The following is a 21,404-nucleotide window of genomic DNA, read 5'->3' as shown; positions in this document are numbered from 1 at the left end:
GCGACGTCGTCCTCGGAGCAGCGTCCTTGGCCCTGCCTGCGAGCGCGCAGGCGCAGGGCTCGGTATCCGGGATCGCGCGCAACGACGAGGGCGCCCCGCTCGCCGGGGTCAAGGTCGAAGCCGTCTATCAGACCGTCTCGGCCCCGCGGCTGCCCTATGGCGGGCGCAGCATCAAGGCGGTGGGCGAGACCGGGCCCGACGGGCGCTACAGCCTGTCGCTCGCGGGATTGCCGCCCGGCGAATACAGCGCCAACGCCTATCAGATCATCGTCAATGGCGGCCGCAGGCTGCAGATCGATCTCGTCGCGAGCGACACCGCCACCTTCGGGTCGCACGAAGCCGTCCGCCGCGATTTCCGGCAAGAGATGGTCGAAAGCTCGCCCGAACTCCCCTACGGCAACGGCGGCGTGTTCGTGATCGAGAACGCGATCTCGGACTATACGGATCTGAGCGAAGCCGAGATCTCGCTGGTGCCCCGCAGGGGCGCCCGCCCGATCACGAAGCGTGTCCGCAGGACGGGAGAAGGGCTTGTCGTCACCGGCATCCCCTTCGGGACCTATCGGGTCTCGGCCCGGCTCGGAGGCCGCCCGCTCGCCCTTCGCCTGTGGGGGCCGGATATCGCGGATCGCTATGCCGAAACCGTCGAACACGATTTCACCATGGGCGCGCTCGGCAACCAGTTCCGGGTCCTCGCCCGGCTCCCCGACGGTTAAAATTCCTGAGGTTTCAGCGCTCGGATGGCCCTCGTCGCCTTGAAGGCGCGGGGCTTCTGCCTATATCGGTTCCATCGCTGGGGAACGTCGCATCGCCGCAGGTCTGCCCGATGCCCCGGACCCCGTTTTCATCACCATGGGCCGGGTCGCCTCGCTGGGGCCCGGCGGTCTGCTTGAAGGGTGAGGGATCCCACCATGGCTAAAGTTATCGGTATCGACCTCGGCACCACCAATTCGTGTGTCGCGGTCATGGAAGGCTCGACGCCGAAGGTGATCGAGAATCAGGAAGGCGCGCGCACGACGCCGTCCATCGTCGCGTTCACGGATGACGGGGAGCGGCTCGTCGGCCAGCCGGCCAAGCGCCAGGCGGTCACGAACCCCGACCGCACCTTCTTCGCGATCAAGCGCCTGATCGGGCGCACCTTCGACGACCCCATGACCAAGAAGGACATGGGTCTCGTCCCCTACAAGATCGTCAAGGGCGGCAACAGCGACGCCTGGGTCGAGGCGGACGGCAAGTCCTACTCCCCGTCGCAGATCTCCGCCTTCACGCTGCAGAAGATGAAGGAGACGGCCGAGTCGCATCTCGGCCAGCCCGTCACGCAGGCCGTGATCACGGTTCCCGCCTATTTCAACGACGCCCAGCGCCAGGCGACCAAGGATGCCGGCAAGATCGCCGGCCTCGACGTGCTGCGCATCATCAACGAGCCGACGGCGGCCGCGCTCGCCTATGGGCTCGACAAGAAGACGGCCGGTACCATCGCGGTCTATGACCTCGGCGGCGGCACCTTCGACGTCTCGATCCTCGAGATCGGCGACGGCGTCTTCGAGGTGAAGTCGACGAACGGCGACACCTTCCTCGGCGGCGAGGATTTCGACAACCGAGTCGTCGAGTATCTCGCCTCCGAGTTCAAGCGCGAGCAGGGCATCGACCTGACCAAGGACAAGCTGGCCCTCCAGCGTCTGAAGGAAGCCGCCGAGAAGGCGAAGATCGAGCTGTCCTCGGCCGCCCAGACCGAGATCAACCTGCCCTACATCACGGCGGATGCGAGCGGGCCGAAGCACCTCGCGCTCAAGCTCAGCCGCGCCAAGTTCGAGAGCCTCGTGGACGATCTCGTCCAGCGGACCATCGAGCCCTGCAAGAAGGCGCTCAAGGATGCGGGCCTGTCGGCCGGCCAGATCGACGAGGTCGTGCTCGTCGGCGGCATGACGCGCATGCCGAAGGTCCAGGAGGTCGTGAAGACGTTCTTCGGCAAGGAGCCCCACAAGGGCGTCAACCCGGACGAGGTCGTCGCGATCGGCGCCGCGATCCAGGCCGGCGTGCTGCAGGGCGACGTGAAGGACGTCCTGCTCCTCGACGTGACCCCGCTCTCGCTCGGCATCGAGACGCTGGGCGGCGTGTTCACGCGCCTGATCGACCGCAACACGACCATCCCGACCAAGAAGTCGCAGGTCTTCTCGACGGCCGAGGACAACCAGAACGCCGTCACGATCCGCGTCTTCCAGGGCGAGCGCGAGATGGCCGCCGACAACAAGATGCTCGGCCAGTTCGACCTGATGGGCATCCCGCCCGCGCCGCGCGGCATGCCGCAGATCGAGGTCACGTTCGACATCGACGCGAACGGCATCGTCAACGTCACGGCGAAGGACAAGGCGACGGGCAAGGAGCAGCAGATCAAGATCCAGGCGTCGGGCGGTCTGTCGGACGGCGACATCCAGCGCATGGTGCAGGAAGCCGAGGCGAATGCCGCCGAGGACAAGAAGCGCCGCGAGCTGGTCGAGGCGAAGAACCAGGGCGAGGCTCTCATCCACTCGACCGAGAAGTCGGTGGCCGAGCACGGCGCCAAGCTCGCCGAGGCCGACAAGGGCGCGATCACCGGTGCCATCGAGGCGCTGAAGACCGCGCTGACCAGCGAGGATCCGGAGGCGATCCGCGCCAAGACGAACGACCTGATGCAGGCGTCCATGAAGCTCGGCGAGGCGATGTACGCCGCCTCCCAGGCCGAAGGGCAGCCGGGCGGCGAGGGCGGCCCCTCCGCCTCCTCGGCCCCGAAGCAGGACGACGTCGTCGACGCCGACTTCCAGGAAGTCGACGGCGACAAGAAGAAGAGTGCGTGATCGTCGCGCCGTGGTCCCCGGGCCTGTCCCGGCGATCGCGGCTCGGGGGCGCTGCCCTCGGATCGGATTGGCCGGGCTATGCCCGGCCATGACGCGTTGAGGGATGGGCGGACGACGGATGTCCAAGCGCGACTATTACGAGGTTCTCGGCGTCCAGCGGACGGCGACCGAGGTCGAGCTCAAGGCGAGCTTCCGCAAGCTCGCCATGAAGTATCACCCCGACCGCAATCCGGGTGATGCCGAAGCCGAGATCAGCTTCAAGGAGATCAACGAGGCCTATCAGGTCCTGTCCGATCCCCAGAAGCGCGGCGCCTATGACCGCTTCGGCCATGCCGCGTTCCAGAACGGCGGCGGGCCGGGCGGTCCCGGATTCGGGAACGAGTTCGGCGACTTCATGTCGGACATCTTCGACACCTTCTTCGGCGATGCCCGGCAGGGCGGCGGAGGCGGTCGGCGCGGTGCTGGAGGACGCGAGCGCGGCGCGGACCTGCGCTACAATCTCGAGATCTCGCTCGAGGACGCCTTCAAGGGCCGGGCGGCCTCCGTCACCATCCCGACCTCCGTGACCTGCGAGGTCTGTTCGGGCACGGGCGCGAAGGCTGGCTCGAAGCCGCGCGCCTGCCCGACCTGCGGCGGCGCCGGACGGGTGCGGGCGGCCCAGGGCTTCTTCTCGATCGAGCGGACCTGCCCCAATTGCCACGGCCGCGGCGAGGTGATCGACGATCCCTGCGCCAATTGCGGCGGCGCGGGCCGCACGACGCGCGAGCGGACGCTGTCGGTCAACGTTCCGGCGGGCGTCGAGGACGGCACGCGGATCCGAATCGCGGGGGAGGGCGAGGCCGGCATGCGCGGTGGCCCGCCTGGCGATCTCTACATTTTCCTGACCGTGAAGCCGCACGAGTTCTTCCAGCGCGACGGTGCCGACCTCTATTGCCAGGTGCCGATTTCCTTCGTGACGGCCTCGCTCGGCGGAGAGTTCGTGGTGCCGACCATCGATGGCCAGGAGGCGAAGGTGAAGGTTCCCGAGGGAACCTCGTCGGGGAAGCAATTTCGCTTGCGGCAGAAGGGCATGAGCGTCCTGCGCTCGCGCGATTTCGGAGATCTCTACATCCAGGTCGCCGTCGAGACGCCGCAGAACCTCACGCGGCGGCAGCGCGAACTTCTGCTGGAGTTCGAGAAGGAATCGTCGAAGGATACCTCGCCCGAAAGCGCTGGATTTTTTGCGCGGATGAAGGATTTCTTCGAAGGGATCGGCGGTGCGAGTCGATCCTGACGCCGTGATGCGTTATGGCGTAGGGTTTGGGACAGACGAAAACAGGGGTCACGGGGTGCTGCAATTTACCGGTGATCGTTCGCGCAGGCGTTCTCCCGATCGTCCGCGTTTCGAGAACGAGACCCGCTTCCTGCGGTCGTGGTTCGAGCGTCCGCTCCTGACCGGGGCCGTGGCGCCGTCCGGCCGCTTCCTGGCCGACGCCATGGCGTCGTACGTCCATCCGCGGCGCAACGGACAGATCGTCGAGCTCGGACCCGGCACCGGGCCGGTGACGGAGGCGCTTCTGCGCCGCGGCATCGAGCAGGAGCGTCTCGTCCTCGTCGAGTACAGCGCGGATTTCTGCGCCCTCCTGAAGCGCCGCTACCCGCGCGCCACCATCATCCAGGGCGACGCCTATGCGGCCGGCGAGGTCCTGGCGGACGTGGTCCAGGAGCCCTGCGCGGCCGTCCTGTCGAGCCTGCCGCTCCTGAACAAGCCGCTGGATCAGCGGATCGGGCTCCTGCATGCCGCCCACGACATGCTGGACCGCAACGCCCCCTTCGTTCAGTTCACCTACGGGGTGAAGGCGCCGATCCCGAGCGCCGAGCATTACACGACCACCCCGTCCGACCGCATCTGGCTGAACTTCCCGCCGGCGCGCGTCTGGGTCTACCGCCGGCCCTAGAGCGTGCCGCGGGACAGTGGAATCCGCTTTCCCGACAACGGCATGCAACTCCAGCCTCACCAGAGGCGGCTCACGCCGAAGGCGTCGAAGGCCGCCTCGTTCGAGACGAGGGTGAGGTTCTCCGACAGGGCCTGAGCGATCAGCATCCTGTCGAAGGGGTCGCGATGCGTCCCTGCGAGGCGTCCCGCCATCTCGGCATGCGCCATCGTGATTGGGAGCGGTTGAAAGCCGTGACCGCTCAAATGATGCTCCACCGCTGCCGCGATGAAATCCGCTTCAGGCAACTTGCCGAGTCGGTGTTTCGTCGTGATCTCCCAGGCCGATGCGGCGCTCACGAAGACCTCGTTGGCGCCGTCGTCGAAAGCATCCCGCACGCGATCCGGCAGGGCGCGCTTGCCGAGCAGATACCAAAGCACGGCATGTGTATCGGCCAGGAACCTCATTCGCCTTCCCACGCACGCAACTCGTCCTCCGGCAGAGGCTCGAAGAAGCGCTCGTCGATCTCGAGCATGCCCTTCATCGATCCGAAGACGCGTTTCGGCCGGCCCTCGATCGGTTGCAGCGTCGCGACCGGCTTTCCGCGCCGCGTGATGACGATCGTCGCGCCGCCCTCGACCTCCGCCAGCAGGCGCGAGAGGTGCGTCTTGGCCTGGTGCACCGTCACCTCGGCGCCCTCGGCGCGATAGGGCTTGCGCGGCCCGTCGGCGAATCCCTTCGTGCTTGCGGCCATGACGGGCTCCTGTTAGCCAACTAAACTAGTCAACTCGAAAAACGTCAGCAAGGGAGGCGAGAATGCCGAAGGGCCTGTGGATCGGTCGCGTCGACGTGCACGACCCCGACAACTACAAGAACTACGTGGCCGCGAACGGCAAAGCCTTCGCCAAGTTCGGCGGCCGCTTCCTGGTCCGCGGCGGCGCCTTCGAGACGGCCGTCGGCTCGTCCCGCCAGCGCAATGTCGTGATCGAGTTCCCGTCCTACCAGGCTGCGCTCGATTGCTGGGCCTCGGAGGAATACCAGGCCGCCCGCGCCCTCCAGAAGGGCGGCGCCGAGATGGATCTCATCATCATCGAAGGCTACGACGGGCCGCAGCCTGGGGCGTGAGCGCGCTCGGCTGAGGCGGAGATGTCGACGCACGGCCTCGGACCGATGGCAGGCGGGCGCGCTATACAGCAAAAATAATTTATGCTGTATAGCGGCGTGATCCGCTATCATTCACATGTCGGGCAATCGGCCTATCACGACCTCCGGCGCCTGCTCATGGACGAGCAGGTGTCCGACATTCGTGGTGCTCCGACGCGGGTCTCGGTGAAAGGCCGCGTGTTCTGGTACGACAAGTATCGGATCGGCAACACGATGGCCCAGCGCTATATCGGCCCCGATACCGAGGCGCTGCGCGACAGACTGGCCCGCGCGAGCGATCTCAAGAAGGATGCGGACGCCCGCAGACGGGACATGACCCGCCTCGTCCGGATCATGCGGGCCGAGGGCTACGGCTCTACCGATCAGAAGACCGGGAGCATTCTGTCCGGGCTGTCGAAGGCCGGCGTGTTCAGGCTCGGCGGGACCTTGGTCGGGACCGTCGCGTTCCGACATTACGAAGGGGAGCTGGGGGTCGTGTTCGGCTTCGATCAGCTCGCCCAGACCGGCGACATCGACATCGGCAGTTTCGAGCGCTTGTCCTTCGCGATCGGCGATAGCGTGGAGCAGCCTCTCGTCGATGTCTTTTCGGGCCTGAAGTTCTCGGCCGCCCCCTCGCTCGAGCGCGGCAAGACCTGGCGCTGGCAGCAGCATGGAGGGGAGACCCTCATCGAATTCCTCATGCCGGCGCAACGCGAGGAGGGCATCCGGGACCTTCCGGCGCTCGGCGTCAGCGCGCAGGCGCTCCGGCACCTCGATTTCCTCCTGGAGGATCCGATTCCCGCCGTCTCGCTCTATCGATCGGGCATCCTGATCCAGATCCCTCGCCCCGAGCGTTTCGCCATTCACAAGCTCATCGTGGCTGAGCGCCGGCAGGGTGGGCCCGACGGCCTCAAGGCCCGGAAGGACCGGGCCCAGGCCGCGTTCCTGATCGAGGCGCTCGCAACCTTGCGCCCGGACGAACTGCGCGAGGCTTATGAGGATGCGACGGCTCGCGGGCCGCGATGGCGTGAGCGGATCGCCGGCAGCCTCGCCAAGATGCCGGAGGTTGCGGCTCGGCTCGTGGATCTCTAGCCCCCCTACGCCCCGAACAGCTCCCGCCCGATCAGCATGCGCCTGATCTCGCTCGTCCCCGCGCCGATCTCGTAGAGCTTGGCGTCGCGGAGCAGTCGGCCGGTCGGATAGTCGTTGATGTAGCCGTTGCCGCCGAGGAGTTGGATCGCGTCGAGGGCGCATTGCGTCGCCTTCTCGGCGGCGATCAGGATCGCGCCCGCGGCGTCCTCGCGCGTCGTGCGGCCGCGGTCGCAGGCCTTGGCCACCGCGTAGACATAGGCCTTGCAGGCATTCATCGACGTGTACATGTCGGCGACCTTGCCCTGCACGAGCTGAAAGGTGCCGATCGGCTGTCCGAACTGCTTGCGCTCGTGGATATACGGCATCACGACATCCATGCAGGCCTGCATGATGCCGAGGGGGCCCGCCGCGAGCACGGCACGCTCGTAATCGAGCCCGCTCATGAGGACGTTCACGCCCCGGCCGACGCTGCCGAGCACGTTCTCCTCCGGAACCTCGCAATCCTCGAAGACGAGTTCGCAGGTGTCCGAGCCCCGCATGCCGAGCTTGTCGAGCTTCTGATGGGTCGAGAAGCCCGCCATGCCCTTCTCGATCAGGAAGGCGGTGATCCCGCGCGGCCCGGCCTCGGGATCGGTCTTGGCGTAGACGACGAGGGTCTCGGCGACCGGCCCGTTCGTGATCCACATCTTGTTGCCGTTGAGGACGTAGCGGTCGCCGCGCTTCTCCGCCCGCGTCTTCATCGAGACGACGTCGGAGCCCGAGCCCGGCTCGGACATGGCGAGGGCGCCGACATGCTCGCCGGAGATCAGCTTCGGCAGGTATCGGCGCTTCTGCGCTTCCGTGCCGTTTCGGCTGATCTGGTTCACGCAGAGATTGGAATGGGCGCCGTAGGAGAGGCCGACCGAGGCCGAGGCGCGCGAGACCTCCTCCATCGCGACGACGTGCTCGAGATAGCCGAGCCCGGTCCCGCCATAATCCTCCTCGACCGTGATGCCGTGCAGGCCGAGGGCGCCCATCTTCGGCCAGAGGTCGCGCGGGAAGGTGTTGCTGCGGTCGATCTCGTCCGCGCGCGGCGCGATCTCGTTCTGCGAGAAGTCCCGGACGGTGGACCTGATCTCGTCGGCCGTCTCGCCGAGGTCGAAGTCGAAATCGCGCATCGCGTTCGGGATCAAGGCCGCGTCCTCCAGTTTCCCCGGAGCTTATCGCAGCCTCGCGTGCCGTGACAGGCCGATCTCGGCGGGAGGCCTTCGCCTCACCGCGCGCACCGGGTCCGTTTCCGCCTCACTTGCAGCGGTGGCGGGGATCGCAGCCGGTCCGGGCGAAATAGGCCCAGTCGCGTTCGCCGCCGTAGAAGACGTTCCGGTCGACGGCCCCGACGATGCCGGGGACGCGCCCGGTCGTCGTGTACTGCCAAAGCGTCCAGATGCGGTCGTTGTAGCGGTGATGGGGCTCGGCCGCGGTCGAGCGGATCCAGTGGGCATGGTGCCGGAACTCGCCCTCCAGGATCTCCTTATGGAAGGTGATGTCGGTGTAGATGATCGGCTTCTTGCCGGTATGGGCCTCCATCTCGCGGAGCATCAGGTCGATCATCGCGAGGGCCTGGGCGCGCGGCACCTTGCGCGGGCAGTTGCGGGATTCGCCGTTCCACTCGACGTCGAGCACGGGGGGCAGGGCATCGGGATCGCGCGGCACGATCTGCCTGAACCAGGCCGCCTGCTCGTGCGCCGGACGGCACCAATAGACGAAGTGATAGGCCGAACGCGGGATGCCCGCCCGCCTCGCGCCTTCCCAGTTCTGACGGAACATCGGATCGATGTGGTCGCCGCCTTCCGTCGCCTTGATGAAGGCGAAGCGCTTGCCGGACGCGGCGACCGAGGCCCAGTCGATGTTCCGCTGCCAGCGGGAGACATCGATGCCGTGGATGGGAAGCGTGTGGGCCTTCGCGACGGCGGGGTGAGGAGCCGCATCGCCGAACCTGTCGGCGGCATTGCGCCCGCAGGCCGACACCAAAAGGCTCACGGCGATTGCCGCGAGCGCGACCCAGCCGGCTCGTTGTCTCGCCTTGGCGACGACCATGTTCTTGGCCCCGGTTACGCAACTCTGAACCTACCGGATGCCAGAAAGGCAGTTAAAGGAACTTTGACGACTTCGGAGCGGAGGCCGGAAAGCTGTTGCGAATCGGAGACATGGCACGGTCTCCCCCTGGGAACGCTGCTCCGTCCGGGGCATCACGCCGCAGCGGCCGCAACGCGCTTGCGAAGACCGCCCGATCCGACCGGCCGCCCTCGGCAGCGCGCGTGCGCATCGGCTCCGGATACCTGTGGAGACAAGCGGGGCGGGAGCGCACTGACGCCGTCCCCAGGTCCCCTTAAACGCAGGATTAACCATTTTCCGCGCGTCGTGGCAGGAGCGATCCTGGAGCCGACCGCATGTCTTCCCGCGCTGAGCGCACCTATCTGGGCGATTGGGCCTGGACGGTCGACCGTCCGATCCTGGCAAGCCTCGCAGCCCTCATGGTGGCGGGGCTCGTCTTCCTGATGGCGGGCGGCCCGCCCGTGGCCGAACGGCTGGGGCTGTCCCCGTTCCATTTCGTCAACCGGCAGTTCATCTATCTCCTGCCGGCCGTGGGGATCCTCGTCTCCGTGTCCTTCCTGTCGCTGCGGCAGGTCCGGCGGCTCGCCTTCGTCGTCTATGTCGCCGGCATCGCGCTGTGCCTCCTCGCCCTGAAGTTCGGGCCGGAGATCAAGGGCGCCCATCGCTGGGTGCAGATCGGCTCGTTCGGGCTGCAGCCCTCGGAGATGGTCAAGCCCGCCTTCGTCGTGCTGGCCGCCTGGGCCTTCTCCGAAGGCGCGAAGCGTCGCGACATGCCGGGTGCACTCCTCGCGATCCTGCTCCTGCCGGCGACGATCGTCCCGCTCATCCTCCAGCCCGATTTCGGCCAGACGATGCTGGTCGCGATCACCTGGGGCGGTCTCTTCTTCGTCGCGGGCCTGCACTGGCTCTGGGTGGCGAGCCTCGGCGGGATCGGCCTCGTCGGCGTCTTTGCGGCCTACACGCTGCTGCCTCACGTCCGTGAGCGCTTCGAGCGCTTCCTCGACAAGGATTCGGGCGACAGCTTCCAGGTCGCCACCGCGCTCGAGAGCTTCACCAAGGGCGGCCTGCTCGGCCGCGGACCGGGCGAAGGAACGATCAAGCGCATCCTGCCCGATGCCCATACGGACTTCATCTTCTCGGTGACGGGCGAGGAATTCGGCGTCCTCGTCTGCGTCGCCGTCGTGGCCCTGTTCGCGACGATCGTGCTGCGCGGCCTCGTCCTCGCATGCCGCAACGAGGACACCTTCGTGCGCCTCGCCGTCACGGGCCTCGTCATGATGTTCGGCCTCCAGGCCTGCATCAACATGATGGTCAACGTGCATCTGATGCCGGCGAAGGGCATGACGCTGCCCTTCGTCTCCTATGGCGGCTCCTCGCTCTTCTCGCTCGCACTCGCCATGGGCTTCCTGATCGCGCTCACGCGCCGCCGGCCCCGTGCGGAGCGGCTCGACCGCTTCGCCTTCGGGGGCCAGGCGTGAGCGTCGGACGTCCCGTTCTCCTCGCGGCCGGCGGCACGGGCGGCCATCTCTTCCCGGCCGAGGCCCTGGCAGTGGCGCTGCGCGGGCGTGGCGTGCGGGTGTTCCTGGCGACGGACGGGCGCGTCGAGCAGATCGCGCAGACCTTCCCGGCCGAACGGGTCGTCCGCATTCCCTCGGCGACGCCCTCCGGCGGCTCGATCGTCGCGAAGGCGTTCGCCGCGCTGAAGCTCGGACGGGGCGTCATGGCGTCCCTGCGGGCTCTGCGGGCCGAGAGGCCTGCCTGCGTCGTCGGGTTCGGCGGCTATCCGACCGTCCCGCCCGTTTTCGCCGCGACGATCCTGCAGATCCCGACGCTGATCCACGAGCAGAACGGCGTGATCGGGAGGGCGAACAAGTTCCTGCTGCCGCGCGTCAGCGCCATCGCGACCGGTTTCGCCGACGTGAAGGGCGTGCCGGATTCCATGGCGAGCCGCCGGCACTATACCGGCAATCCGATCCGCCCGGCGGTGATCGAGGCGGCCAGGACGCCCTATGCCGCTCCCGTCGCCGGCGGCGATCTCCGGCTCGCGGTCTTCGGCGGCAGCCAGGGCGCGCGGATCATGAGCGAGATCGTGCCGCCGGCGCTGCTCTCCCTGCCGCCCGATGCGCGCGCACGGCTGCATGTCGACCAGCAGGCGCGGCCCGAGGATCTCGAGGCGGTCCGGGCGGCCTATGCCGAAGCCGGCATCGCGGCGAGCGTCGAGCCGTTCTTCAAGGACCTGCCGGCGCGGATGGCGGCGGCGCATCTCGTCATCTCGCGCTCGGGCGCCTCCACGGTGGCGGAACTCGCCGCGATCGGCCGTCCGTCGGTCCTCGTGCCGCTGCCCGGCGCGCTCGACCAGGACCAGGCCGCCAACGCGAAGACGCTGGCCGAGATCGGCGCCGCGACGCTCGTGATGCAGCCCGATTTCACGCCGGAGCGGGTGGCGACCGAGATCGCGGCCCATCTCGTCGATCCGTCGAGCCTCGTTCGGGCCGCCGCCTCTGCCAAGGGGGCCGGCATCACGGATGCGGCAGAGCGGCTGGCCGACGTCGTCCTCAATCTCGCCGGGATCGCGGTGTCTGAGGGCAGCCCCGCGACCCGCGCGACATGAATCCCAACCCCCTCATGCTGAGGTGCTCGCCGCAGGCGGGCCTCGAAGCACGCTCAAACCCCGTGCGTCCTTCGAGGCCCGCTATCGCGGGCACCTCAGGATGAGCACCCTCACGTTTCCGCAGGAGCGACCATGAAGCTTCCCGAACGCCTCGGCCCGATCCATTTCATCGGGATCGGAGGGATCGGCATGTCCGGCATCGCCGAGGTGATGCACAATCTCGGCTACACGGTGCAAGGCTCTGACGCCTCAGACAATTATAATGTTCGCCGTCTCGCCGAGAAGGGCATCAAGACCTTCGTCGGGCACGAGGCCGCCCATGTCGAGGGTGCGGATGTCGTCGTCGTCTCGACTGCGATCCGTCGCGACAACCCGGAGCTCAAGGCCGCGCGCGAGAGGCGCCTGCCGGTCGTGCGACGGGCGGAGATGCTGGCCGAGCTGATGCGCTTCAAGAGCTGCGTCTCGATCGCGGGCACCCATGGCAAGACGACGACGACCTCGCTCGTCTCGACGCTGCTCGATGCCGGCGGGCTCGATCCGACCGTCATCAATGGCGGCATCATCAACGCCTACGGCACCAATGCCCGCAAGGGCACGGGCGACTGGATGGTGGTCGAGGCCGACGAATCCGACGGCACCTTCCTGAAGCTGCCCTCGGACGTCGCCATCATCACCAATATCGACCCCGAGCATCTCGACCACTTCAAGACCTTCGACGCCATCAAGGACGCCTTCCGGTCCTTCGTCGAGAACCTGCCGTTCTACGGCTTCGCCGTGATGTGCATCGACCACCCGGTGGTGCAAGACCTCGTCGGCAAGATCGAGGACCGGCGCGTCATCACCTATGGCGAGAATCCCCAGGCCGACGTTCGCCTGATCGACGTCGACCAGAAGGGCGGGCGCCTGCGCTTCCGCGTGCTCATCCGGGACAAGCGCCCCGGCTTCCGGCTCGAGCTCGACAACCTCGAAATGCCGATGCCGGGCAAGCACAACGCCCTCAATGCGACGGCCGCCATCGCCGTCGCGCATGAGCTCGGCATCAGCCCCGATGACATCCGCAAGGGCATCGCCGGCTTCGGCGGGGTGAAGCGCCGCTTCACCCGGACCGGCGAGTGGAACGGCGTCGCCGTCTTCGACGATTACGGACACCATCCGGTCGAGATCAAGGCGGTGCTGACGGCCGCCCGCGCGTCGACGGAGGGGCAGGTCATCGCGGTCGTTCAGCCGCATCGCTATTCGCGCCTGAAATCGCTGTTCGAGGATTTCTGCGCCTGCTTCAACGATGCCGACAGCGTGATCGTCGCTCCGGTTTACGCGGCGGGCGAGAGCCCGATCGAGGGGGCCGACCACGAAGCTCTCGCGGCCGGCATCCGGGCAAGGGGACATCGCTCGGTCGCGGCGCTCGACAGGCCGGAGGATCTCGCCGCCATGATCCGCGATCGCGCGCGGCCCGGCGACTACGTCATCTGCCTCGGCGCCGGCAACATCACCCAGTGGGCCTACGCGCTTCCGGGCCAGCTCGCCGAAGGCGACAAGGCCGCGGCCGCCTGACGGAGAGAAAGCATCGGAAACCCCGACCTGATCCCTCCCTGAAGGGGAGGGCGAGTCGGCGTCAGCCGACCGGGGTGGGGCGCTCCGGCCCGGTTTCCCCACCCCGGCTCGACGCTCCGCGTCGACTCGCCCTCCCCTGCGGGGAGGGATCGAAGCGGTCGAGGCTCGGAGCACATCTTGCCCCGACCATGCTTCGCCTTATATGACTACAGTGGTCATTGAGGCGGCGAGCATGCGGGAAATCCAGCTCAGAGACGCGAAGGCGACCCTGTCTGCCGTCATTGACGAGGCCGTTCGGGGCCAGCCGGCGGTGATTACGCGGCATGGCCGGAAGGAGGCCGTCGTCCTGTCCTTCGCCGAATACGAGAAGCTGTCCCGGGTCCCGAGCTTCGGGAGGCTTCTCGCGTCCTTCCCGGGCGAGGACGGCGATCTCCCGGCGCGGAGCGGCGCGACGCGAGACAATCCCGACCTCTGATGTTCCTCGTCGACACGAATGTCGTCTCCGCGCTCGCGCCGTCGAAACGGGTCACGGAGCGGCGAGTGGTCGATTGGCTGGATCGGGCCGGGTCGCACCTGTTCCTGTCCGTCATCTCCGCCGCCGAGATCGCGTCCGGCATCTCGAAGGCCGAGCGGGAAGGGGCGACCACGAAGGCGCGCATGCTCACCGAATGGTGGCAGAGCATCGAGCATCTCTACGCGCCGCAAATCCTGCCCTTCGATCTGAGATGCGCCCACGCCGCCGGCCGGATCGCCGATGGCGCCAGGGCCCATCGCCCCGGCTTCGAGGACATCGCGATCGCAGCCACGGCGCAGGTCCACGACCTCGCCGTTCTGACGAGGAACACGCGCCATTTCGAGCCGTTGGGCGTCCGTGTCCTGGACCCCTTCTTGGAGCTGCCGGCCCTGCCTTGAAGGCTGCGAGCCGGCAGGCCCCGTCTCGTCAGCCGCCGAGCGCGGCGCGGGCTCCTTCGGCATCCATGTCCTTGAGGCCGATCACGACGAGCCCGAGGGGGGCCTCCGTGCCGGGCCGGGCGAAGGCGAGTTCGACCCGGCTTCCCACCGCCTGGACGACGAGGGGAGCCGCCTTGCCGTCGACGGCGGCATAGCCTTTCACGCGCAGCACGCCGGGGCGGGCGAGGGCGGCCCGCACCGCCGTCTCGACGGACGGAAGGTCGAGGGCGGCGGGGGGGACGACGACGATCGAATCGAAGTCGTCGTGATCGTGCTCCTCTTCCTCGCCGTGATGGCCGAGCCGGGCGGAGACGTCGTCCTCGGCGGCTGCGGCCAGTCCCACCAGCACCGCCGGAGAGAGGTCGGCCGCGTTCGAGCGCACGATCTTCACGCCCGCCCGCAATTCTTCCCTCAGCTTCTCCTCGATCGCGGCGAGGGCGTCCGGCGCGACGAGGTCGGCCTTGCTGAGGACGACGAGATCGGCACAGGCGAGCTGGTCCTCGAACACCTCCTCGACCGGATCGTCGTGCTCGCGGGCCGGATCCTCCTCCTCCTCGTGGTCGTGGAGCGAGAGCCGGCCTTCGGCGAGCGCGCTCGCATCGACGACGGTCACGACCCCGTCGACCGTGGCGCGGGTCTTGATGCCGGGCCAGGAGAAGGCCTTCAGGAGCGGCTGGGGCAGGGCGAGGCCCGAGGTCTCGATGACGATCGCGTCGAGTTTGCGGCCGAGCAGCTTGTCCATGGTCGGGATGAAGTCGTCCGCGACCGTGCAGCAGATGCAGCCATTGGTCAGCTCGACGATGTCGCCCGGCTTGCAGGCCTCGTCGGCGCAATCCTCGATCAGCGAGGCGTCGAAGCCGAGATCGCCGAATTCATTGACGATGACGGCGATGCGCCGCCCGTCGGCCCGCTGCAGGAGCGAGCGGATCAGCGTCGTCTTGCCGGCGCCGAGAAAGCCCGTGAGCACCGTCACGGGGATGCGGGAGGTCGAGGTCATGAGGGTCCGCTCGTGGTCCAGGGCGTCACCGCGAGGGGCCGCCCGGACACCCCGCCCGGCGGCTCGCGCGTGACCACGGTCGACGGCCGGTCTCCTGGCTCGCGGCTCGACGCCTCCGCCCGCCTTCCCGGGCCGTGCAGCCCAGTGGCATCATGAGCGAAGGCTCGCCGCCTACAGTTGCGGGGACAGCCGCGGCCTCGGACGGCCAAGCCGTCCTCACCGCGTTCCCGTTTCATCCCCCGAGGGGAACCGTCGGCCCCGTCTTTCCGGTTGCGCGCGCGCAAGTCAAATCGGAGCGGGGCACGGGGCGGCGGGTCAGTGGGGAGCCGCCTTCGACATGAGGTTCAGCACGAGCACGCCCGCCAGGATCAGCCCGATTCCGACGATGGCCGCCGCGTCGAGCTTCTGGCCGAACAGGGCCCAGCCGACGCCCGAGATCAGCACGATCCCCGCGCCGGACCACACGGCATAGGCGATGCCGACCGGGATCGTCCGGAGCGTGAGGGACAGGCAATAGAAGGCGATCGCATAGCCGATCACCGTGACGACCGAAGGCCAGAGGCGGGAGAAGCCGTCCGACGCCTTGAGCGCAGAGGTCGCGATCACCTCCGCGACGATGGCGGCGGCGAGGAAGATCCAGTTGGTCATCGATGCTCCGGGGCGGGATCGAAGGGAAAGAAATCGTCTGCGTCAGCGCCCCGGGCGGGGAGGCGCCGGGCGCCGTCCTCGGCTAGCATGACCGGACGAGGTCCGAGCTGCCGCGGAGAAGCCCGATGCCCTGGCACCATATCGCCGATATCACCGACCTCGCGGAGAAGCCCGTGATCGGGCGCGAATGCGCCGGCCGATGGATCGCGGTGTACCGCCTCGACGACGGCTATTTCGCGACGCAGGATCTGTGCACGCATTCCTTCGCGCGGCTGTCGAATGGCGAGATCGTCGACGGCCATATCGAATGTCCCGCCCATTTCGGCCTCTTCGACATCCGGACCGGAAAGGCGGCCGGCTCGCCCGTGAGCTGCGATCTCGACACCTATCCGATCCGCGTCGTCGAGGATCGCATCGAGGTCGAGATCGAGGGCGCGACCTGAGGCCAGGCAGTCGTCTTTGCGAGGAGGCATAGCCGACGAAGCAACCCAGGGGCCGCCTGCCTTTCCGGTCTGGGTTGCTTCGCTGCGCTCGCAATGACGGCGGATGCGATCCCTGCCGGCTTTCCGTTGAACCTCATCGCACGCTCGCGACACTCATCGCAGCGTCCCGGCTGGAGCGTCGTCGAAAGCGCCCCGGATGATCGGGTTTGACATCCTGGCGAATGTTGCATTATGCAACGTCGTCTCCGTGGTGGAGGTTTCGGCTCCTTCGCTGCCCCATGGGCGGCCCGACCGAAGCCGCTTGCTTCCCGGAGACGCCTCGGCCGGACGCGCCCGCCGAGGCATGCCCGGCGGACCGGACGGTCCGGCGGGCGGGATGGTGCAGAGATCGGATCCTTCGCTTGGTAAGCGGGAGGTCGTCGGTTCGAATCCGGCCCGGCAGTCTCGGCTGACGGTAGCTCAGGGGTAGAGCACCCAACGGCCGGTCTCGTTTCTTCCTCCCGCCTGCCGGACCGTTCGCCGCCGCGGCGAAGGAGTTGGTTCGATGCGACTGAACACGAAGGCCGCGCCGCTCGTCACGCACGAGGGCGGGAAGGCCGTCCCGATCACGCCGCTGCAGCAGCTGCGCCGCTCCGTGCTCTCGTGCCTCCTCTGGGAAGACGAATTCTACGAGGACGGCCGATCCGTCGCGGAGCGGATCCGGGAGACGGCGCTGCACGTCAATCCCGTCGAGATCGCGGCGCTGGCGGTCGAGGCGCGTCACGAGCGGCATCTGCGGCACGTGCCGTTGCTGCTGCTCTGCGCGCTGGCGGAATGCGCCCGCGGCGAGAGGCTGGTCGCCGACACGATCGAGCGCGTGATCTCGCGTGCGGACGAATTGGCGGAACTCTGCGCGATCTACTGGCGCGACGGCAGGAAGCCGCTCTCGGCCCAGATGAAGAAGGGGCTCGCCCGGTCCTTCGCCAAGTTCGACGCCTATCAGTTCGCGAAATACGATCGCGACGCGGCGGTGAAGCTCGCCGACGTGATCCGACTCGTGCGTCCGAAGCCGGCCGACGCGGCGCGCGCCGCCCTCTACAAGGGCGTGCGCGAGCGCTCGCTGCCGGCCCCGGATACCTGGGAGGTCGCCCTCTCGGGCGGCGCGGACAAGAAGGAGACCTTCGAGCGCCTGCTGCGCGAGAAGAAGCTCGGCTACCTCGCCCTGCTGCGGAACCTCCGCAACATGGTGCAGGCCGATGTCGACCTTCCGCTCGTGCGCGAGGCCATCGTCGCCCGGCGCGGGGCCGATCGCGTCCTGCCGTTCCGCTTCGTCGCGGCCGCGCGCGCCTGCCCGCAGCTCGAGCCGGAACTCGACACCGCGCTCTGCGAGGGGATCGCGTCGCTGCCGCTGCTGGCGGGGAAGACGGCCGTGCTCGTCGACGTGTCGGGCTCGATGGATGCGAAGCTCTCGGCCCGCTCGGACCTCACCCGGAAGGATGCGGCCTGCGCCCTCGCGAGCGTCATCCACGGCGATTTGCGGGTGTTCTCGTTCGCCAACCAGGTGATCGAGATCCCGCCGCGCCGCGGCATGGCGGGGATCGATGCGATCGCGTCGAGCCAGTCTGGCGGGACGGCTCTGTTCGACGCGGTGGAGACGGTGAACGGGCAGATGCGGTACGACCGGATCATCGTCATCACCGACGAGCAGGCGACCGATCCGACCCGCTACGGGCACTGGATCCAGGGCAAGGCGTCCCGGCTTCCCGATCCGCTCCGGGGGGCGGCGGGCTACATGATCAACGTCGCGAGCGCCCGGAACGGGGTGGGCTACGGACCCTGGACCCATATCGACGGGTTCTCGGAGAACGTGATCCGCTTCATCCACGAGCGGGAGCAGGCGGAGACGGCCTGATGTCGCGCTGCCCGGTCCTCGCTCCGCTCGCCCCGGCGAACGCTGGAATCCAGGGTGGCGATATCCTCGTTGCCGGCTTTCGCCGGCATGAGCGGCGGGGAGGGGCGGCCGGGAAGACCCAGAGGTCGCCATGACGGCCGACGGCCTGCGCGCGGCGGCGATCGAGATCTGGGGAGAGCGGGGATGGACCTCCTCGCTCTCCGCGGCGCTCGGCGTCGAGCGGACGCAGGTCTGGCGCTATCTCAACGGCCGCACGCCCGTGCCCGGCCCGGTGCGCGCGGCCGTGACCTGCTGGCTCGCCTGCTACCGGCGCGACGGCACGCGGCCGCCCCCCCAGACGGAGGAGGGGGATTAAGGGGCACGGCGGGTGAGCCGGCCCCTCACGCAGAAGGAACGCATGCCGTTGTATGGCTCGGCGCGCCGCGCTACCTCGGCGGAGGCTGGCCGGGAAGGGGATATGATTTGACGCGCGGCGTTCTTCTGGCCCTGCTCTTCCTGTTCGTGACGCCGGCCCGGGCGGATCTGCCGCCCATCCCTTCGCTCTATGACGATCCCGCGCCGTTCCGCGCGGCGATCGCGAAGGAGCGCCTGCCCGTGGGCGCCGCCTCGCTGCCCGTGACCGGGATCGGGGTGCCGCATCACCTCCTTGCGGCCGACCTCATGGCGCGCGGCTTCGCGCCGCTGAAGGGGCAGTCCTATGACCGCGTGATCCTCATCTCGCCGGATCACTTCAACCGCACCCGGCGCCCCTTCGCGACGACCCGGCGGGATTTCGAGACGGTGTTCGGGCGCGTCGCGACCGATGCCGCCGCGGCCGAGGCCCTGCTCCGCGCGGGCGACCTCGTCGAGGATTCCGATCTCTTCGAGAAGGAGCACGGGGTCGTGTCCCTCCTGCCCTTCCTGAAGGACGCGCTGCCGGAGGTGCCGGTCGTCGCCCTCGCGATCTCGATCCGGGCCGACCGCGCGGATTGGGACAGGGTGCTCGCGCTCCTGCGTCCGCTCGTCGGTCCCCGCACGCTCGTCGTCCAGTCGACCGATTATTCGCACTACCTGCCGCCGGCGGCCTCGCTCCAGCGGGACCAGGAGACGCTGAACGTGATCGCGGCGGGCGACATCGAAGCCGTGACGCGCCTGATTTCGTCCGACCATATGGATTCGCGCGCCGCCCAGTACATCCAGATGCGGCTGCAGGAGGAGCGCGGCAGCCGCGCCACCGTGATCGGGAGCCGAAACTCGATCGAATACGTCCCGCACGCCTCCCGCACGACGAGCTACATCGTCACCGTCTATTCGCCGGAGCGGGCGGCCTTCCCCCATTCGTATCCGGATCAGGACGTCGTGGTCTTCGCGGGCGATCTGTTCGCCGGCCGCTACCTGACGAAACCCCTCGCCGATCCGCGCATCGCCGCCGACCTCGTCGGGGCGGTGCGCAAGCTGACCGGCGGCGCCCCCCTCGTCGTCAATCTCGAGGGAGCGGTCCTGCGGCAGCCTCCGGAAGGCCTGCCCGACAACCTCCACGCGATGCATGCCGGGCTCGCGATCCCGCTCCTGAAGGCCCTGAACGTTCGGGCGGCGAGCCTCGCCAACAACCACAGCCACGACCTCGGCCGCGACGGCTATCGCGAGAGCATCGCGGTGCTGAAGGCGGCGGGGATCACGCCGCTCGTCCACGGCGCGGCGGCCGATCTCGGTCCGCTTCGCGTCGTCGCGGTCAATCTCGTCGGCCGCAACGATCGGGCGGGCTTCCCGGTCTCCCATCCCAAGGAACTCGGCTGGCTCTGCCGCGTGCCGGCGGCTCCCCCGCTTCTCGCCTTCGTGCATTGGGGCGTCGAGTACGAGACGATTCTCCGGCCGGAAGAGCGGCAGGCGGCCGAGGCTTTGCACCGCTGCGGCGCGGGGATCGTCGTCGGCGCGCATAGCCATCGCGGCACGGATCTGATCGAGGCCCCGGCCGGCGGCGCCTACGCGCTCGTGCCCTCCCTCGGCAACTTCCTGTTCGACCAGACGGCGTCCCGCGGCTCGGGCGTCCTCCTCGAGGTGAGGCGTTTCCGGCAGGGCACGGTCGCGACCCGCATCCTGCCGCTCCCCAATCTCTTCGACCGCGCCAATGCGCTGATGCGCGAGCAGGATTGAATCACGGCTGGCGGCTCGGTCCGCTTCGGGTCATCCTCGCGTCGGCGGTCGTCGGTCGACCGTCGCCATCGAGCGCGAATGCGCCGGGATCGGATCGCGCGAGCAGCGCGACGGGAGGAGAACGAATGGTCCGCTTCACACGCCGGGTCGCGGCTTGCCTGATGCTGCTGGCTCTGCCGGCGATCGGCTCCGCGCACGCACAGGATGCCTATCCCAGCCGCCCGCTCAAGATCATCGTGCCCTTCGCCGCCGGTGGGCCGACGGATCTCGTCGCGCGCGTCCTCGGCGAGGCCATGTCGCAGGACCTCAAGCAGCCGGTCGTCGTGGAGAACCGGCCGGGCGCCAACGGCAACGTCGCGACCGAGGCCGTCGCGAGGAGCGATCCCGACGGCTACACGCTGCTCTACAACAGCTCCCACGTCGCCATCAGCCCGGCGATCTACGCCAAGCTGTCCTTCGATCCGCGCAAGGACCTCGCCCCAGTGAGCCTGACGGCCATGCTTCCCCTGGTCGTGGTGGCGAACCCCCAATTGCCGATCAGGACGATGAAGGATTTCGTGGAATACGCGAAGGCGCGGCCCGGCCAGATCTCCTACGGCTCGGGCGGGGTGGGCAACGTCACGCATCTCGCGATGGCGCTCATCCTGAAGCTGAACGGCCTCGAAGCCGTCCATGTGCCCTTCCGCGGCACGGCGCCCGCCCTCGCGGCCGTCGCGAGCGGCCATATCCAGGTCTCGACCGATGCGGTGAATTCCGCGCAGGGCCTGACCAATGGCGGCCAGGTGAGGGGCCTCGCGGTCCTGTCCGACAAGCGCTCGCCCGTCACCCCTGACGTGCCGACGATGGAGGAGGCGGGGCTCGGCAAGCTCGAGATCGGCGCCTGGCAGGGCATGATGGTCGCGGGCGGGACGCCGAAGCCCATCGTCGAGCGCCTCCACGCATCCGTCGTGAAGGCGCTCGCGGATCCGGGCGTGAAGGAGAAGCTCGCCGTGCAGGGCGCGACGATCCTCGCGACCAGCCCCGAGGACTATGCCCGCTACCTCGATGCCGAGATCATCCGCTGGACCGAGGTCGCGCGGGATGCAGGCATCAAGGCGCAGTGAGGC

The 21,404-nt window shown here is 68.4% G+C and carries 22 protein-coding genes and 1 riboswitch; of the genes, 16 read left to right on the top strand and 6 right to left on the bottom strand.

The annotated features are described in order from the left end of the window. The first annotated feature begins 26 nt into the window (after nt 1-26). From EV668_RS09425 to EV668_RS09410, 4 genes are all read left to right on the top strand, one after another. Nucleotides 27-713 (top strand): carboxypeptidase-like regulatory domain-containing protein, encoded by a 687-nt coding sequence (locus EV668_RS09425; RefSeq protein ID WP_133769493.1) that lies wholly within the window; start codon nt 27-29, stop codon nt 711-713. A 195-nt stretch (nt 714-908) separates the two neighbouring features. Next, nucleotides 909-2,831, top strand: coding sequence for a molecular chaperone DnaK (gene dnaK, locus EV668_RS09420; protein WP_133769492.1), 1,923 nt, complete (start codon nt 909-911; stop codon nt 2,829-2,831). A 118-nt stretch (nt 2,832-2,949) separates the two neighbouring features. Further along, nucleotides 2,950-4,104: a molecular chaperone DnaJ gene (dnaJ, locus tag EV668_RS09415; protein WP_133769491.1), complete on the top strand. Its 1,155-nt coding sequence runs from the start codon at nt 2,950-2,952 to the stop codon at nt 4,102-4,104. Nucleotides 4,105-4,159: 55 nt separating this feature from the next. Further along, nucleotides 4,160-4,768: a class I SAM-dependent methyltransferase gene (locus EV668_RS09410; protein ID WP_245512968.1), complete on the top strand. Its 609-nt coding sequence runs from the start codon at nt 4,160-4,162 to the stop codon at nt 4,766-4,768. A gap of 56 nt (nt 4,769-4,824) precedes the next feature. Here EV668_RS09410 and EV668_RS09405 read toward each other — a convergent pair whose 3' ends face one another. Together EV668_RS09405 and EV668_RS09400 are read right to left on the bottom strand one after the other, a co-directional pair. Further along, complete coding sequence (locus tag EV668_RS09405) at nt 4,825-5,211, bottom strand: type II toxin-antitoxin system VapC family toxin (protein ID WP_133769489.1); 387 nt, start codon at nt 5,209-5,211, stop codon at nt 4,825-4,827. After that, nucleotides 5,208-5,498 carry a type II toxin-antitoxin system Phd/YefM family antitoxin gene (locus EV668_RS09400; RefSeq protein WP_133769488.1) on the bottom strand — a complete coding sequence of 97 codons (291 nt, stop codon included), beginning with the start codon at nt 5,496-5,498 and terminating at the stop codon, nt 5,208-5,210. The genes EV668_RS09405 and EV668_RS09400 overlap by 4 nt, the downstream gene beginning before the upstream one ends. Nucleotides 5,499-5,560: 62 nt before the next feature. Here EV668_RS09400 and EV668_RS09395 point away from each other — a divergent pair, with 62 nt between their 5' ends. Further along, entirely contained in the window at nt 5,561-5,869 is a 309-nt protein-coding gene (locus tag EV668_RS09395) for a DUF1330 domain-containing protein (RefSeq protein WP_133769487.1), read from the top strand. A 168-nt stretch (nt 5,870-6,037) separates the two neighbouring features. Then, nucleotides 6,038-6,979 (top strand): nucleotidyltransferase family protein, encoded by a 942-nt coding sequence (locus EV668_RS09390; RefSeq protein ID WP_245512966.1) that lies wholly within the window; start codon nt 6,038-6,040, stop codon nt 6,977-6,979. 5 nt (nt 6,980-6,984) lie between these two features. Here the strand turns inward: EV668_RS09390 and EV668_RS09385 are convergent, their stop codons facing one another. Both EV668_RS09385 and EV668_RS09380 read right to left on the bottom strand, forming a co-directional pair. Next, nucleotides 6,985-8,151, bottom strand: coding sequence for an isovaleryl-CoA dehydrogenase (locus tag EV668_RS09385; protein ID WP_133769485.1), 1,167 nt, complete (start codon nt 8,149-8,151; stop codon nt 6,985-6,987). Between the two features lie 109 nt (nt 8,152-8,260). Beyond that, nucleotides 8,261-9,055 (bottom strand): glycoside hydrolase family 25 protein, encoded by a 795-nt coding sequence (locus tag EV668_RS09380; protein WP_133769484.1) that lies wholly within the window; start codon nt 9,053-9,055, stop codon nt 8,261-8,263. A gap of 353 nt (nt 9,056-9,408) precedes the next feature. Here EV668_RS09380 and EV668_RS09375 point away from each other — a divergent pair, with 353 nt between their 5' ends. From EV668_RS09375 to EV668_RS09355, 5 genes are all read left to right on the top strand, one after another. Then, nucleotides 9,409-10,551, top strand: a complete 1,143-nt coding sequence (locus EV668_RS09375; protein WP_133769483.1) for an FtsW/RodA/SpoVE family cell cycle protein — start codon at nt 9,409-9,411, stop codon at nt 10,549-10,551. Beyond that, nucleotides 10,548-11,684, top strand: a complete 1,137-nt coding sequence (gene murG / locus EV668_RS09370) for an undecaprenyldiphospho-muramoylpentapeptide beta-N-acetylglucosaminyltransferase (RefSeq protein ID WP_133769482.1) — start codon at nt 10,548-10,550, stop codon at nt 11,682-11,684. The genes EV668_RS09375 and murG overlap by 4 nt, the downstream gene beginning before the upstream one ends. Before the next feature lie 132 nt (nt 11,685-11,816). Further along, nucleotides 11,817-13,235, top strand: a complete 1,419-nt coding sequence (murC, locus tag EV668_RS09365; RefSeq protein WP_133769481.1) for a UDP-N-acetylmuramate--L-alanine ligase — start codon at nt 11,817-11,819, stop codon at nt 13,233-13,235. Between the two features lie 232 nt (nt 13,236-13,467). Further along, nucleotides 13,468-13,710 (top strand): type II toxin-antitoxin system Phd/YefM family antitoxin, encoded by a 243-nt coding sequence (locus EV668_RS09360; protein WP_133769480.1) that lies wholly within the window; start codon nt 13,468-13,470, stop codon nt 13,708-13,710. After that, nucleotides 13,710-14,147, top strand: coding sequence for a type II toxin-antitoxin system VapC family toxin (locus EV668_RS09355; protein WP_133769479.1), 438 nt, complete (start codon nt 13,710-13,712; stop codon nt 14,145-14,147). Before EV668_RS09360 ends, EV668_RS09355 begins: the two co-directional genes overlap by 1 nt. Before the next feature lie 28 nt (nt 14,148-14,175). On the opposite strand, the gene cobW is transcribed toward EV668_RS09355, so the two are convergent. Further along, the gene (gene cobW / locus EV668_RS09350) at nt 14,176-15,183 is read right to left on the bottom strand and encodes a cobalamin biosynthesis protein CobW (protein WP_133769478.1); all 1,008 of its coding nucleotides are present in this window, start codon (nt 15,181-15,183) and stop codon (nt 14,176-14,178) included. 67 nt (nt 15,184-15,250) lie between these two features. Beyond that, nucleotides 15,251-15,452, bottom strand: a riboswitch (cobalamin riboswitch). 46 nt (nt 15,453-15,498) lie between these two features. After that, nucleotides 15,499-15,831: an SMR family transporter gene (locus tag EV668_RS09345; protein WP_133769477.1), complete on the bottom strand. Its 333-nt coding sequence runs from the start codon at nt 15,829-15,831 to the stop codon at nt 15,499-15,501. A gap of 125 nt (nt 15,832-15,956) precedes the next feature. Here EV668_RS09345 and EV668_RS09340 point away from each other — a divergent pair, with 125 nt between their 5' ends. The 5 genes from EV668_RS09340 (at nt 15,957) to EV668_RS09325 (ending at nt 21,401) form a co-directional block, all read left to right on the top strand. Further along, complete coding sequence (locus EV668_RS09340; RefSeq protein ID WP_133769476.1) at nt 15,957-16,274, top strand: Rieske (2Fe-2S) protein; 318 nt, start codon at nt 15,957-15,959, stop codon at nt 16,272-16,274. A 544-nt stretch (nt 16,275-16,818) separates the two neighbouring features. Continuing rightward, nucleotides 16,819-18,165, top strand: a complete 1,347-nt coding sequence (locus EV668_RS09335) for a TROVE domain-containing protein (RefSeq protein WP_133769475.1) — start codon at nt 16,819-16,821, stop codon at nt 18,163-18,165. Nucleotides 18,166-18,295: 130 nt separating this feature from the next. After that, nucleotides 18,296-18,520, top strand: a complete 225-nt coding sequence (locus EV668_RS24745) for a helix-turn-helix domain-containing protein (protein WP_166652395.1) — start codon at nt 18,296-18,298, stop codon at nt 18,518-18,520. 107 nt (nt 18,521-18,627) lie between these two features. After that, nucleotides 18,628-20,298 carry an AmmeMemoRadiSam system protein B gene (gene amrB, locus EV668_RS09330; protein ID WP_166652394.1) on the top strand — a complete coding sequence of 557 codons (1,671 nt, stop codon included), beginning with the start codon at nt 18,628-18,630 and terminating at the stop codon, nt 20,296-20,298. Nucleotides 20,299-20,423: 125 nt separating this feature from the next. Next, nucleotides 20,424-21,401 carry a Bug family tripartite tricarboxylate transporter substrate binding protein gene (locus EV668_RS09325; RefSeq protein ID WP_133769473.1) on the top strand — a complete coding sequence of 326 codons (978 nt, stop codon included), beginning with the start codon at nt 20,424-20,426 and terminating at the stop codon, nt 21,399-21,401. Nucleotides 21,402-21,404 lie beyond the last annotated feature (3 nt).

This window comes from Enterovirga rhinocerotis (assembly GCF_004363955.1).
GTDB classification, from domain to species: domain Bacteria; phylum Pseudomonadota; class Alphaproteobacteria; order Rhizobiales; family Beijerinckiaceae; genus Enterovirga; species Enterovirga rhinocerotis.
This window is presented reverse-complemented; position numbering and strand designations above follow the sequence as displayed.

Bases quoted from the DNA above. Each gene is read 5' to 3' on its own strand.
- dnaK (WP_133769492.1), top strand. From the start codon at position 909: ATGGCTAAAGTTATCGGTATCGACCTCGGCACCACCAATTCGTGTGTC.
- dnaJ (WP_133769491.1), top strand. From the start codon at position 2,950: ATGTCCAAGCGCGACTATTACGAGGTTCTCGGCGTCCAGCGGACGGCG.
- EV668_RS09405 (WP_133769489.1), bottom strand. From the start codon at position 5,211: ATGAGGTTCCTGGCCGATACACATGCCGTGCTTTGGTATCTGCTCGGC.
- EV668_RS09400 (WP_133769488.1), bottom strand. From the start codon at position 5,498: ATGGCCGCAAGCACGAAGGGATTCGCCGACGGGCCGCGCAAGCCCTAT.
- EV668_RS09395 (WP_133769487.1), top strand. From the start codon at position 5,561: ATGCCGAAGGGCCTGTGGATCGGTCGCGTCGACGTGCACGACCCCGAC.
- EV668_RS09380 (WP_133769484.1), bottom strand. From the start codon at position 9,055: ATGGTCGTCGCCAAGGCGAGACAACGAGCCGGCTGGGTCGCGCTCGCG.
- EV668_RS09375 (WP_133769483.1), top strand. From the start codon at position 9,409: ATGTCTTCCCGCGCTGAGCGCACCTATCTGGGCGATTGGGCCTGGACG.
- murC (WP_133769481.1), top strand. From the start codon at position 11,817: ATGAAGCTTCCCGAACGCCTCGGCCCGATCCATTTCATCGGGATCGGA.
- EV668_RS09360 (WP_133769480.1), top strand. From the start codon at position 13,468: ATGCGGGAAATCCAGCTCAGAGACGCGAAGGCGACCCTGTCTGCCGTC.
- EV668_RS09355 (WP_133769479.1), top strand. From the start codon at position 13,710: ATGTTCCTCGTCGACACGAATGTCGTCTCCGCGCTCGCGCCGTCGAAA.
- cobW (WP_133769478.1), bottom strand. From the start codon at position 15,183: ATGACCTCGACCTCCCGCATCCCCGTGACGGTGCTCACGGGCTTTCTC.
- EV668_RS09345 (WP_133769477.1), bottom strand. From the start codon at position 15,831: ATGACCAACTGGATCTTCCTCGCCGCCGCCATCGTCGCGGAGGTGATC.
- EV668_RS09340 (WP_133769476.1), top strand. From the start codon at position 15,957: ATGCCCTGGCACCATATCGCCGATATCACCGACCTCGCGGAGAAGCCC.
- EV668_RS09335 (WP_133769475.1), top strand. From the start codon at position 16,819: ATGCGACTGAACACGAAGGCCGCGCCGCTCGTCACGCACGAGGGCGGG.
- EV668_RS24745 (WP_166652395.1), top strand. From the start codon at position 18,296: ATGACGGCCGACGGCCTGCGCGCGGCGGCGATCGAGATCTGGGGAGAG.
- EV668_RS09325 (WP_133769473.1), top strand. From the start codon at position 20,424: ATGGTCCGCTTCACACGCCGGGTCGCGGCTTGCCTGATGCTGCTGGCT.